Raw genomic sequence first — 12,535 nt, 5'->3', positions numbered from 1 at the left:
GGCCATGCGCACCGTGACAGCCGTGGCCCACCGAGGCGATCCCTACCGCTTCCGCGAGAACACCCTCCCGTCCCTGCGCTCGGCGCTGGAAAGGGGCGCGGACGCGGTGGAGATCGACGTCCGCCTGAGCAGCGACGGAGTACCCGTACTGCTGCACGACCCGACGCTCAAGCGCCTATGGGCGTACGACCGTCCGCTCGGTGTCCTGTCCTTCGCCGAGCTCGACGGCCTCACCGAGGGGGGCGTGCCGACGCTGGAGGCGGCCCTCGCCGCCACCGAGGGGCACCGGCTCATGATCGACCTGCCGGGCGCCTCGTACGAGGCGGTGCGCACGGTCGTCGGGGTCATCGCCGACTGCGGGGCGGCCGAGCGTACGTACTACTGTGCGGGCCCGCAGACGATGCTCGCCGTGCGGGAGGCCGATCCCGCCGCCGAGATCGCCCTGACCTGGACGACCCTGGCGCCGCCCCGCCGCGTCCTGCTCGACGCGGTGAAGCCGCGCTGGCTCAACTACCGCTTCCCGCTGGTCGACCGCGAACTCGTCCGCCACGTGCACCGCGAGGGCTTCCTCGTCTCGGCGTGGACCCCCGACACCCGCCGCTCGATGCGGCGCCTGATCGACGCGGGCGTCGACGCCATCACCACCAACCGCGTCGACGTCCTGGCGGCGCTGCGCACCTCCTGATCCATCGGGGCCGTCTGGGTACCCGTGCCGGATGAGTGAGATTCTGGTGGGGACCTGTTCGTGGACGGACCGCGCGCTGCTGGCCAGTGGCTGGTATCCGCGAGGCAGCAAGGACGCGGAGGGGCGGCTGCGGCACTACGCCGACCGCTTCCCCGTGGTGGAGGTCGACTCGACCTACTACGCGCTGCCGAGCGACCGCAATTGCCGGTTGTGGGCGGACCGCACGCCGGACGGTTTCCGCTTCGACGTGAAGGCGTTCTCCCTGCTGACCGGTCATCCCACCCGGGAGGCCGCGCTCCCCGCGGACCTGCGGGGCGAGCCGGTGGGCCCCGAACTACTGGACACCGTCTGGCAGCGTTTCAGCACGGCGCTCGGACCCTTGCGCGAGGCGGACCGGCTGGGGACCCTGCTGTTCCAGTTCCCGCCGTGGCTCTCCCCCGGCCCGCGCGCGGAGAAGATCCTCGCCGAGAGCGCGCGACGCGCCGAGGGCTGGCCGGTGGCCGTGGAGTTCCGGCACCCCGACTGGTGGCGGGAGGGCGAACGGCACCGCACCACCGCCCTCCTTTCCGACCTGGGCATGGCCGCGGTGGCGGTGGACACGGTGCAGGGGCTGCCGCGCTCCATGCCTCCGGTGGCACCGGTCAGCGTGGAGCGGCATGCGGTGGTCCGCTTCCACGGGCGCAGTCCCGCGTGGGGCACGGGGTCCAAGGAGGACCGGTTCCGCCACTCCTACTCCACCGACGAACTGGCCGAGTGGCTGCCGCGCGTGCGCTCCATGGCCGAGCGTGCCGACGAGGTCCACGTGCTGTTCAACAACTGCTGCGCGGACGCCGCCGTACGCGCGGCGGAGTCGATGGCGCAGCTGATCGGCTCGGATCACCTAGGGGACATCCCGGTCAACACCCTGGCGCGCAGGGCCGTTTGAGCGGGCCCCGACCCTGAGTCGCCAGAGGGGCCGCATCCTCCGCATCGACGATCCACCACCTCCCGGAGATCACCAGGATGGGAACACCGCGGCACAGCACGGCCGTCCCTGAAGTCCCTTGAGTCCCTGGAGTTCTCATGAAGTCCCCCTCCCGCGCCGCCCTCGCCACCGCCCTGGCCCTCGCCCTCACCGGCGCCGCGGCCGTCCCCGCCCTCGCCCACACGCACACGCACGCCCCGAGCACCTCCGCGACGCCCGCCCCGGCGGCGGACCCCTCCACCAGACCGAACGGAGAGGCCCTGCGCAAGGCGATCGAAGGCCTGCCGAACGACGACGCGACCGCCGCCCTCGTCCGCGTGGGCGGCAAGCACGGCACGTGGCGCGGCAGTTCCGGCGTACACGACCTGGTGACGCACCGCAGAGCCGACCCGCACGGCCGCTTCCGCGCCGGGTCCACGACCAAGATCGTGACGGCGGCGGTGGCGCTGCAACTGGCCGCCGAGGGCACGCTCGACCTCGACAAGCCGCTCCAGCACTACATGCCGGACCTGTTCCCGCGCCCCGCGGACAAGGACAAGGAGTTCCTGCCCATCCCCGTCCGCAGCCTCCTCGACTACACCAGCGGCCTGAAGACCGGCGACGGCTTCGACGACGAATTCGCCCACCGCTACGACACGTTGGACCCGCGGACCGTCGTCGCCTCCGCCATCGCCAAGGGCCCCCAGCACGACCCGGGCAAGGAGCAGCACTACCGCAACATCGGCTACACCGTCCTCGGTCTGCTGATCGAGCGGGTCACCCGGGACTCGTACGCCGACCAGGCCCGCGAGCGGATCTTCGAACCGCTCCGCATGCGCGACACGTACTTCCCCGGCACTGACCCCCGCATCCGCGGACCCCACAACCGCGGCTACCAGAAGATGGAGCGGCCGGACGGGACGACCCGGCTGGTCGACGTCACCGAGTGGAACCAGTTCGACCGCTTCGCGGCGGGCGACATGATCTCCAGCACGGCCGACCTGGAGACCTTCACGCAGGCACTGTTCGGCGGGAAGCTCCTGCCGCCGGCGCAATTGAAGGAGATGCTCACACGGCCCCGCCTCGCACCGGGCGTGCCCGAGGCGACGTTCGGTGCGGGGCTCCAGTACATGCAGGTCAACGGCAAGACGGTGTGGCTCAAGACCGGCGCCCGCTACGGCTACACGAACATGATCGCCGCCACCGGGGACGGCTCCCGTACGCTCGTGTACTCGGTCAACGCGACCGACGCGAAGGGCGAGGACATGAACCCGGTGGCCGAGCGCATCGCGGAGGCCGCGCTGAGCTGAGGTACGTTTCACCGGTCGGTTGTTCGAAGTGCGCCCTGGACGCGGCGGGGCGCGTCACCGCCGTCCACGCCCACGACTGGACCGAGGACCACGCGTACGACGCGGGTCGAGGACGCCCGCAGTGCTCTCCACCGGCACCACTGATCCCGGGCGGACAGGTCCCCCGCCCGGCATCACGGCGTACGGAACCCCCGGAACGTCACATCCTTGCGGGTCTTGAAGCCGAGCCGTTCGTAGAGGGCGATGGCGGCGGTGTTCGCCTCCGCCACATGCAGGAAGGGGCGCTCGTCCCGTGCCACGACGCGCGCGACGAGCGCGCTCACCAGGCGTGCGGCATGGCCTTGTCCCCGCGCCTCGGGGGCGGTGCAGACCGCGCTGATCTCCGTCCAGCCCGGCGGGCGGAGCCGTTCGCCCGCCATCGCCACCAGCGTGCCCCGGTCACGGATGCCGAGGTAGGCGCCGAGTTCGTGGGTGCGGGGCCAGAACGGCCCCGGGCTGGTCCGTTCCACCAGGTCGAGCATCTCGGGCACGTCGTCGGCGCCCAGTTCGACGACTCCGGATTGGGTCTCGCCGGTGTCGGCCCCGGCATCCGGCGGGCCGGGGCGGCCGCGGCCGGGCCAGATCAGCTGCCGGCCTTCGAGGACGAAGACCGGCTCCCAGTCCGGGGGCGGGATCGCGGGGCAGCTGAACATGTCGGCGAACGCGTCCGGACCGAGCAGCCGGGCGAGGTCGGCCCACTCCGCCGCGCCGGCGTCGGCGGGCACCGCTGAGAAGGTCGCGACGTCCGGCAGGTAGGTCGCGGCCCGGCCGACCCGGCGGCCGAGATGTGCGTGTGTACCGCGGAGAGAAGCACCCACCGGGTCGTCGAGCGCGACGGCGTCGCGGTCCTCCATCGTGCTGTGCCTCTCCTGTCGCGCGCGGGCAGTCGAGTCGACCGGCCCACGAACACCTGTTCCCGGCCCGCAGTCTAATGGGGGCCGTCCGCGGGCCTCCGTGGAGACCGGTGACGCGGAGTCCTACAGACCCGCCAACACGTTCCACCGCTTCGCGAACTCCGTCCGCTCCTTCGGCGTGATGTCCCGCGCGATGGCGAGCCGCCCCCGCATCGCGTCGTCCGGGAAGATCAGCGGGTCCTCGGCGAGAGCGGCCAGCTCCTTGTCCTTGGCGGAGGCGAGGACGTCACGGGCGGCCGGGACCGGGCAGACGTAGTTGACCCAGGCGGCCAGCTCCGCCGCCACCTCCGGCTCGTAGTAGTGGTCGATGAGCCGCTCGGCGTTCCGCTTGTGGGCTGCCAGGTTGGGGATCATCAGCGACTCGGCCCACAGCTCCGCGCCCTCCTCGGGGACCACGAACTCGATGTCCGGGTCGTCCGCTTGGAGCTGGATGACGTCACCGCTGTAGGCCTGGCAGGCCAGGACGTCGCCGCTGGAAAGGTCCTTGATGTAGTCGTTGCCGGTGAAGCGGCGGATGTGGTGGCTGTTCACCATCTTCTCGACCTTGTCGCACATCCGGTGGAAGTCGTCGGCCTTCCACTTGGTGATGTCGACGCCGTCGCCCTGGAGCAGCAGCGCGAACGCCTCGTCGAGCCCGGAGAGCAGCGTGACCCGCCCCTTGAGATCGTCCGCCCACAGGTCGGACACCTGCTTGATCTCCCGGCCGACCTTCCGCTTGTTGTACGCGATGCCGGTGATGCCCGACTGCCAGGGCACGGTGTACTTCCGCCCCGGGTCGAAGTGCGGGGAACGGAGGAGAGGGTCCAGGTACTTGGTGACGTTGGGCTGCGCGGCCCGGTCCATCTCCTGCACCCAGCCGAGGCGTACGAAACGGGCGCACATCCAGTCGCTGATGACGATGAGGTCGCGGCCGGTGTCCTGGTGGTTCATCAGGGACGGGCTGATCTTGCCGAAGAACTCGTCGTTGTCGTTGATCTCCTCCGTGTAGCGGACGTCTATCCCGGTCCGCTTCTCGAAGGCGTCCAGCGAGGGGCGCTTCGTCTCGTTCTCGTCGTCCGTGTCGATGTACAGGGGCCAGTTGGCGAACGTCAGCTTCTTGTCCCGCGCCGAGCGGTCGGCCGCGGACCGCTCGTCCGGGGCGATGTACGCGGCGGGGACCCCGCACCCCGCGAGCGTACTGACGGCCGCCCCGCCGCCCAGGGCGCGCAGCAGGGACCGACGGGACACGGAGGAGGCTCTCGGGTTCGCTCGCACACCCGGCAGCATGCGCCCCCGCTTCCCCGCCGGGCAATGGACGCTGCGTCGAGCCGGGCGCGCCTGACCCGACACCCTGTCGATCACCGCCCCGCGCGGCGGTTCAGCCGACGGGCGCCAGCCACGCCGCCAGGTCCCCCGCGGTGATCCGCTCCAGCGGCGCGGCGTCGACCGGGCCGGGGTAGAGGCGGTACGCCGTGCCGGACGTGACGTCCTCCGCGCCCGCCAACTCGCCGTGCAGCAGGGCGAGTAGGGTGCGGCGGCCGGCCAGGTCGGGCTCGGCCCGGAGCATGTCCGGCTCCCAGCCGTCGCGGATACGCAGCGCGAAGTCGGCGCGCGGCTCGTCCGCCGCGCGGCGGTAGCCCCACAGGACGTGGCCGCGTCCGCGGACGTACACCTCGCCGTCGGTGCGGGCCGCGGCGGTCCAGCAGGCCAGGTCCCACAGGGTGGCCCGGCCGCGCGGCTGGAAGGTGTCGAGCAGGTCGTTGCCCAGGCGGCCGATCTGCTTGCGGTAGCGCCACACGTCGTGGCCGGTGCCCGTCGTGGCGAGCGTGACGTCCGCCCACCAGGCGTGCCGCGTCCGCAGGTCGACGATCATCGGCACGCGCAGCTTCGCGTCACCCCCGAGGTCGAAGCGCTGCCGCACCGTGCGCGGGTCGTAGACGGCCCGCTCCTTGCCCTTGACCGCCATGAACCCCGCGAAGGCGTCCGGGAGTTCGTCGAAGGGCACGTCGTTGTACGAGATGACCGCCGGCACGACGAACCGCACCCCCGTGCTCGCGAGCCGGGGCAGGTCGAGGTCCAGGTACTCGGTGGCGCCGTGCGGGGCGGGCGCCGAGGTCAGGTCGCCGGAGTGGCGGGCGGCGCCGCCCGCGTACTCCAGGTGGGTGTAGTCGCAGTGGCCGATGAACCGCCACAGGTCGTCGTAGAGCGCGACGGACAGGTCGAGGTCGACACGGGTGCCCTTGGGCTGCGTCCAGTGCAGGAAGAGCCGCACGGTCTCGCTGTCCGTGGGCATGGGCAGTGAGCTGCCGCGCGGCACCGCGACCAGGGAGGCCGCCGACGCGCGCTCGGCGAACGGCACCGGCAGGTCGGCGAGGGAGGCGTCCAGGACGGCCACGTCGTAGCGCTCCCCCTCGCGCGCGGTAAGGCGCCGGACGGCTTCGGCCTCGATCAGCTCGGCGGCGCGGCCCGCCACACGGGAGGGCAGCGGCGGGCGGTGGTCCTCCACGGCGTACGCCTTGGTGACGCGCCCGCGCGGGAAGAAGACGCGGCGGTGCCACGGCACGGAGCGGATCCGCAGCTGTCCGTACGCGCCGAGCAGCGGGCCGGGAGCGGTGCGCGGCAGGGCGTGGGCGAGTGCCTCACCGACCGGCTCGGGGAGGGTCTTCGAGCCCGAGCGGGCCAGCAACAGGTCGAGGCGGCGCAGCAGTTCGCCGGGGCGGGCGCGCAGGAGCCCGGCGGCGGCCGCCGTGTCCCAGCGGCCAAGAGCCTCCTCGACACGGCTCTGCCAGGTGACGACGCGCAGCCGGTCGCCCGCGAGCCGGACACCGTCGTGCCGGGCGGCTTCGGTGAGCAGCACCTCGCTGAGGGCGCCGTCGTCGAGGCGGGTCTCGCGCAGGACGGCGAACGCGAGCGCCACGCGCGCGTGCCGGTGGGCGTTCTCGAAGGGGTGGAGGATTTCGCCGACGCGCTTCCACGCGCGCGGGTGGCGGGCCATGTCCTCGGCGAGGCGCGCGAAGTCCAGCCCGTCGAGCAGGGCGAGGAGGGCGCGGCGCACGGGACGCGGAAGGCCGCGCAGGCGCGGCGGTTCGAGCAGGTCGGGGTCGCCGCCGGAGCGTACGACGAGGATGCGCAGGACGTCGGTGGCGGTGTCCGCGTACCGCACGACGAGCGGCCGCGTCTCGGGGAGATCCAGGAGCGGGGCGAGGGCGAGGGCCTTGCTCTCACGCAGCGGTATGGACGCGGGCAGCCAGTCGGCGGCGTCGGCCGGGTCGGTGTGCCCGAGGAGCAGGACCAGGTCGTCGTGGTCCTGCGGGCTCAGCGGGGTGCGGCGGGCGAGCAGGGCGGAGAGTTCGGCGGCGGCTTCACCGGGCTCGGCGAGGCGCAGGGCACGCAGGACCGGGCCGCCGTCGCCGCCGAGGCCGGCGCCGGTGTCGAGCCAGGGGTCGGTGGGGCCGTCCGTCTCATAGCGCTGGTCGCAGACCGGGCAGGCGTACCACTCGCAGCACTGGTCGCAGCAGCCCCAGTCCTTCTCCTTGCGATGGCAGTCGTCGCACAGCAGATGGGCGCAGGGCGTGAGCGCGCGGACCCGGGCCGTGGTGCCCGCGCAGTTCATGCAGGGCTGGTGCGGCTGGGCGGCGAGGTGCGCGACGACGGTCGCGGTGAAGCGGTCGTACGCGTGCTGGTAGGGGATCTCGGCGGGAAAGCGCGCGAACAGCGGGGTATGCGTACGGTCCGAGCCCATCAGCGCGTCGACGTCGGCGAGCAGCTTCCGCCCGGTCGTGGCGAGGTCCGCGGGCCCGAGCGCGGTCAGGGCGCGGCGCAGCGGCCCGGTCAACAGGTGGCCCCGGTCGGCGAGTTCGGCTTCGAGGACGACCACCGCGGCCTCGGCCTCGGCGGACCGGCCGGCGCCTTCAGGAACGTACACGCCCTGGCGGCGGCGCAGCAGCAGCCCGGCGAGGTCGTCGCTCGTCGTGCTCGTCGTCATCAGGTCCACCCCCGTGGTGCAGAGAAAAAGCGGGGGCGGGAAGTGGGTGCGCTACGGATCTTTTTGCATAAGAAGAAAGAAGGAAGCACACCACGGAGCCGCCCCCGCGTACGCAACGGTACGCGGGGGCGGCTCGGTGGTCACCCGAATAAGGCGCCGCAGAAGCGCCCGTCAGGGGCGCGGGGAACTGCGCGAGCAACCCCCACGACCCGCGGCGGCAAACGGCGAACAGCCCGGCAGACGGACTAGCCCTCGATCGAGGTCATCACGTGCTTGATGCGGGTGTAGTCGTCGAAGCCGTACGCCGAAAGGTCCTTGCCGTAGCCCGACTTCTTGAACCCGCCGTGCGGCATCTCCGCCACGAGGGGAATGTGCGTGTTGATCCACACGCAGCCGAAGTCGAGCACCTTGGACATCCGCATCGCGCGCGCGTGGTCCTTGGTCCACACCGAGGAGGCGAGCGCGTAGTCCACGCCGTTCGCGTACTCGACGGCCTGCGCCTCGTCCGTGAAGGACTGGACGGTGATGACGGGCCCGAAGACCTCGTTCTGGATGATCTCGTCGTCCTGCTTGAGGCCCGAGACGACGGTCGGGGCGTAGAAGTAGCCCTTCTCGCCGACCCGCTGACCGCCCGCCTCGACCTTGGCGTGCGCGGGCAGCCGCTCGATGAAGCCGGAGACCTGCTTCAGCTGGTTGGCGTTGTTGAGCGGGCCGTAGAGCACGTCCTCGTCGTCCGGCTGGCCGGTCTTCGTGTCGGCGGCGGCCTTGGCCAGCGCCGTCACGAACTCGTCGTGGATGGACTCGTGGACGAGCACGCGCGTGGCGGCCGTGCAGTCCTGGCCGGCGTTGAAGAAGCCCGCCATCGAGATGTCCTCGACGGCCTTGGCGATATCGGTGTCCTCGAAGACGACGACCGGGGCCTTGCCGCCCAGCTCCAGATGCACCCGCTTGAGGTCCTTGGACGCGGACTCCGCGACCTGCATGCCGGCGCGCACCGAACCGGTGATGGAGGCCATCGCGGGGGTCGGGTGCTCGACCATCATGCGGCCGGTGTCGCGGTCGCCCGTGACGACGTTGAAGACGCCGGGCGGCACGATGGAGCCGATGATCTCGGCCATCAGGACGGTCGAGGCGGGGGTGGTGTCCGACGGCTTCAGCACGACCGTGTTACCGGCCGCGAGCGCCGGGGCGAACTTCCATACGCCCATCATCATCGGGTAGTTCCACGGCGCGACCTGGGCGCAGACGCCGATCGGCTCGCGGCGGATGATGGAGGTGAGGCCCTCCATGTACTCGCCCGCGGCACGGCCTTCGAGCATCCGGGCCGCGCCCGCGAAGAAGCGGATCTGGTCGACCATGGGCGGGATCTCCTCGGACCGCGTGAGTCCGATCGGCTTGCCCGTGTTCTCGACCTCGGCGGCGATGAGTTCCTCGGCCCGCTCCTCGAACGCGTCGGCGATCTTCAGCAGGGCCTTCTGCCGCTCGGCGGGCGTCTGGTCGCGCCAGGCGGGGAACGCGTCGGCGGCGGCCTTCATGGCCGCGTCGACGTCGGCCTGGCCGGACAGCGGCGCGGTGGCGTAGGCCTCGCCGGTCGCCGGATTGATCACCTCGGTGGTCCGTCCGTCGGCCGCGTCCCGGAATTCTCCGTTGATGTAGTTGCGCAGACGGCGCAGCTCGGTGGTCACTTCCGCGGCCCTCCAAGTCAGATGTCCAGTGGTTGAGACTCCCACCCTAGTCGCTGTACCGACGCTTTCAACATACCCGGCGCCCCAGAACTGCGGAATCCGTGAGTATCGGAGTCCCAGACAACGAATTTCATCGATCTGGCCTTGCGGAAGTGACGAGACGTCGTGCACAGTGAGGTCGTGGCCAGTCGCAGCGCAGACCCCAGTAACCCCCGCAGCTCCCGCACCGGCAATCCGGGCGGCAGCGGCAGTGGGAACGGCACCCCTCCCGTGGACGCCGTCTCTCTGGCGATCATCGAGCAGCTCCAGGAGGACGGACGCCGTCCGTACGCCGCCATCGGCAAGGCCGTGGGCCTCTCCGAGGCGGCCGTGCGCCAGCGCGTCCAGAAGCTGCTCGACCAAGGCGTGATGCAGATCGTCGCCGTCACGGACCCGCTCACCGTGGGATTCCGCAGGCAGGCGATGGTCGGTATCAACGTCGAGGGCGATGTGGACCCGGTCGCGGACGCCGTGGCCGCCATGCCGGAGGCCGAGTACGTGGTGATGACCGCGGGCTCGCACGACCTCCTCGTGGAGATCGTCTGCGAAGACGACGACCACCTGCTCGACGTCATCAACAAGCGCATCCGCGCCCTCCCCGGCGTGCGCTCCACCGAGAGCTTCGTCTACCTCAAGCTCAAGAAGCAGACCTATATGTGGGGAACCCGATAGCCGTGAGCAAGGACCTCAGCCAGACCGCCTACGACCACCTGTGGATGCACTTCACCCGCATGTCGTCGTACGAGAACGCGCCCGTTCCCACCATCGTGCGTGGCGAGGGCACCTACATCTACGACGACAAGGGCAAGAAGTACCTTGACGGCCTCTCCGGCCTCTTCGTCGTCAACGCGGGACACGGCCGTCACGAACTCGCCGAGACCGCCTACAAGCAGGCGCAGGAGCTGGCCTTCTTCCCGGTGTGGTCCTACGCCCACCCGAAGGCCGTCGAGCTGGCCGAGCGCCTCGCCGACTACGCCCCGGGCGACCTCAACAAGGTCTTCTTCACCACCGGTGGCGGCGAGGCCGTCGAGACCGCGTGGAAGCTGGCGAAGCAGTACCACAAGCTCACCGGCAACCACACGAAGTACAAGGTCATCTCGCGCGCGGTCGCCTACCACGGCACCCCGCAGGGCGCCCTGTCCATCACCGGTCTGCCGGCGCTCAAGGCCCCCTTCGAGCCGCTGGTCCCCGGCGCGCACAAGGTGCCGAACACCAACATCTACCGCGCCCCGATACACGGCGACGACCCCGAGGCCTTCGGCCGCTGGGCCGCCGACCAGATCGAGCAGGAGATCCTCTTCGAGGGCCCGGAGACGGTCGCCGCCGTCTTCCTGGAGCCGGTGCAGAACGCGGGCGGCTGCTTCCCGCCCCCGCCCGGCTACTTCCAGCGCGTGCGCGAGATCTGCGACAAGTACGACGTGCTGCTCGTCTCGGACGAGGTCATCTGCGCCTTCGGCCGCCTCGGCACGATGTTCGCCTGCGACAAGTTCGGCTACGTCCCGGACATGATCACCTGCGCCAAGGGCATGACCTCGGGCTACTCCCCGATCGGCGCGTGCATCATCTCGGACAAGATCGCCGAGCCGTTCTACAAGGGTGACAACACCTTCCTGCACGGCTACACCTTCGGCGGCCACCCGGTGTCGGCCGCGGTCGGCATCGCCAACCTCGACATCTTCGAGAAGGAGGGCCTGAACCAGCACGTCCTGGACAACGAGGACGCGTTCTACCAGACGCTGCGCAAGCTGCACGACCTGCCGATCGTCGGCGACGTCCGCGGCAACGGCTTCTTCTACGGCATCGAGCTGGTGAAGGACAAGGCCACCAAGGAGACGTTCAACGACGAGGAGACCGAGCGCGTCCTGTACGGCTTCCTCTCCAAGGCGCTGTACGACAACGGCCTGTACTGCCGTGCCGACGACCGCGGCGACCCGGTCGTCCAGCTGGCCCCGCCGCTGATCTCCACCCAGGAGACCTTCGACGAGATCGAGGGCATCCTGCGGCAGGTGCTCACGGAGGCGTGGACGAAGCTCTGACCGTCAGCGGATCGCGCGTGATGGTCTGATCAACACCGGCCCGGAGGCGACCGTTCGAGTGAGAACGGGCGCCTCCGGGCCGCGTCCTTTCCTGGCGAGTCCGCCCGAATCCATAGCGTGCCCAGTGACCGATCGGCCCCGCCTTCGTTCCCCCGTACGGGGGAGGCAACTGATCTGAACCGAGGTGTACGCCATGGTGGCCCCGCCGGACAACGACGTGCTGTGGGCACGCGCACTGCATGTCACACACAATGGCTCCCCCGCTCTCACCGGCGTCTCGCTCGGTGTCCGCGAGGGTGAGATCCTCGCCGTCACCGGTCCACGTGGCAGCGGCAAGACGACTCTTCTGCGCTGCCTCTCGGGCCAACTGCTCCCCCAGCAGGGCGAGGTGTGGTTCAACAGCGCCCCCGTCCACACGATGGGCCCGCGCGTGCGCGAACGCCTGCGCCGCGACCGCTTCGGCTGGATCGACCCCGCGCCGCACCTCGTGCCCGAACTCACCGCCTGGGAGAACGTCGCGCTGCCGCTGATGCTGCGCGGCGCCTCTCACCGTGCCGCCAAGCCCGCCGCCAAGGAGTGGCTGGAGCGCCTCGACGTCGGCGGCTGCGCCGGCAAGCGCCCGCACGCCCTCCTCCAGGCCGAGCGCCAGCGCGTCGCCGTCGCCCGCGCGCTGGCCACCACGCCGTCGGTGATCTTCGCCGACGAGCCCACGGCGCCGCTGCACCGCGCCGACCGCGCGCATGTGCTGCGCACGCTCATGACCGCGGCCCGCTCGCACGGCATCACGGTCGTCCTCGCCACGCACGACCCGGACCTCGCCGCCCTCGCCGACCGCACCGCCGCGCTGCTCGACGGCCGCCGGGTGAGCACGGTGCATCTCCCGCCCGCCGAGGACGGCACGGCCGAGGATCGCTCGACGG

Annotated in this window: 9 protein-coding genes and 1 pseudogene; 6 read left to right on the top strand and 4 right to left on the bottom strand. The window is 71.1% G+C overall.

Annotation, left to right across the window (positions count from 1 at the left end; genetic code table 11):
* Window positions 1-4 precede the first annotated feature (4 nt).
* The 3 genes from ACF062_RS32590 (at window position 5) to ACF062_RS32580 (ending at window position 2,938) form a co-directional block, all read left to right on the top strand.
* The gene (locus ACF062_RS32590; RefSeq protein ID WP_392143197.1) at window positions 5-685 is read left to right on the top strand and encodes a glycerophosphodiester phosphodiesterase; all 681 of its coding nucleotides are present in this window, start codon (window positions 5-7) and stop codon (window positions 683-685) included.
* A gap of 31 nt (window positions 686-716) precedes the next feature.
* The gene (locus ACF062_RS32585) at window positions 717-1,610 is read left to right on the top strand and encodes a DUF72 domain-containing protein (protein ID WP_392143196.1); all 894 of its coding nucleotides are present in this window, start codon (window positions 717-719) and stop codon (window positions 1,608-1,610) included.
* Window positions 1,611-1,747: 137 nt separating this feature from the next.
* On the top strand, window positions 1,748-2,938 hold the full coding sequence (locus ACF062_RS32580) for a serine hydrolase domain-containing protein (RefSeq protein WP_392143195.1): 1,191 nt from the start codon (window positions 1,748-1,750) through the stop codon (window positions 2,936-2,938).
* Between the two features lie 173 nt (window positions 2,939-3,111).
* Here the strand turns inward: ACF062_RS32580 and ACF062_RS32575 are convergent, their stop codons facing one another.
* From ACF062_RS32575 to ACF062_RS32560, 4 genes are all read right to left on the bottom strand, one after another.
* On the bottom strand, window positions 3,112-3,831 hold the full coding sequence (locus tag ACF062_RS32575; protein WP_392143194.1) for a GNAT family N-acetyltransferase: 720 nt from the start codon (window positions 3,829-3,831) through the stop codon (window positions 3,112-3,114).
* Between the two features lie 123 nt (window positions 3,832-3,954).
* Window positions 3,955-5,118: a PotD/PotF family extracellular solute-binding protein gene (locus ACF062_RS32570; protein WP_392143193.1), complete on the bottom strand. Its 1,164-nt coding sequence runs from the start codon at window positions 5,116-5,118 to the stop codon at window positions 3,955-3,957.
* Window positions 5,119-5,248: 130 nt separating this feature from the next.
* A complete protein-coding gene (locus ACF062_RS32565; protein ID WP_392143192.1) occupies window positions 5,249-7,855 on the bottom strand; it encodes an MXAN_6230/SCO0854 family RING domain-containing protein in 2,607 nt (868 codons plus the stop codon).
* A 245-nt stretch (window positions 7,856-8,100) separates the two neighbouring features.
* Window positions 8,101-9,540: a gamma-aminobutyraldehyde dehydrogenase gene (locus ACF062_RS32560; RefSeq protein ID WP_392143191.1), complete on the bottom strand. Its 1,440-nt coding sequence runs from the start codon at window positions 9,538-9,540 to the stop codon at window positions 8,101-8,103.
* Between the two features lie 165 nt (window positions 9,541-9,705).
* Between ACF062_RS32560 and ACF062_RS32555 the strand changes: the two genes are divergently transcribed.
* The 3 genes and pseudogenes from ACF062_RS32555 to ACF062_RS32545 all read left to right on the top strand — a co-directional run.
* Entirely contained in the window at window positions 9,706-10,251 is a 546-nt protein-coding gene (locus ACF062_RS32555) for an Lrp/AsnC family transcriptional regulator (protein WP_127911332.1), read from the top strand.
* A complete protein-coding gene (locus ACF062_RS32550; protein ID WP_223777061.1) occupies window positions 10,236-11,615 on the top strand; it encodes an aspartate aminotransferase family protein in 1,380 nt (459 codons plus the stop codon). Before ACF062_RS32555 ends, ACF062_RS32550 begins: the two co-directional genes overlap by 16 nt.
* 193 nt (window positions 11,616-11,808) lie before the next feature.
* Window positions 11,809-12,510, top strand: a pseudogene (locus ACF062_RS32545) (ABC transporter ATP-binding protein); the annotation flags it as partial.
* Window positions 12,511-12,535 lie beyond the last annotated feature (25 nt).

The sequence above is a fragment of the Streptomyces sp. NPDC015345 genome, from assembly GCF_043078805.1.
GTDB lineage: Bacteria > Actinomycetota > Actinomycetes > Streptomycetales > Streptomycetaceae > Streptomyces.
This window is presented reverse-complemented; position numbering and strand designations above follow the sequence as displayed.

Excerpts from the sequence above, each read along its gene's own strand:
- ACF062_RS32590 (WP_392143197.1), top strand. The coding sequence starts at position 5 with ATGCGCACCGTGACAGCCGTGGCCCACCGAGGCGATCCCTACCGCTTC.
- ACF062_RS32585 (WP_392143196.1), top strand. The coding sequence starts at position 717 with ATGAGTGAGATTCTGGTGGGGACCTGTTCGTGGACGGACCGCGCGCTG.
- ACF062_RS32580 (WP_392143195.1), top strand. The coding sequence starts at position 1,748 with ATGAAGTCCCCCTCCCGCGCCGCCCTCGCCACCGCCCTGGCCCTCGCC.
- ACF062_RS32575 (WP_392143194.1), bottom strand. The coding sequence starts at position 3,831 with ATGGAGGACCGCGACGCCGTCGCGCTCGACGACCCGGTGGGTGCTTCT.
- ACF062_RS32565 (WP_392143192.1), bottom strand. The coding sequence starts at position 7,855 with ATGACGACGAGCACGACGAGCGACGACCTCGCCGGGCTGCTGCTGCGC.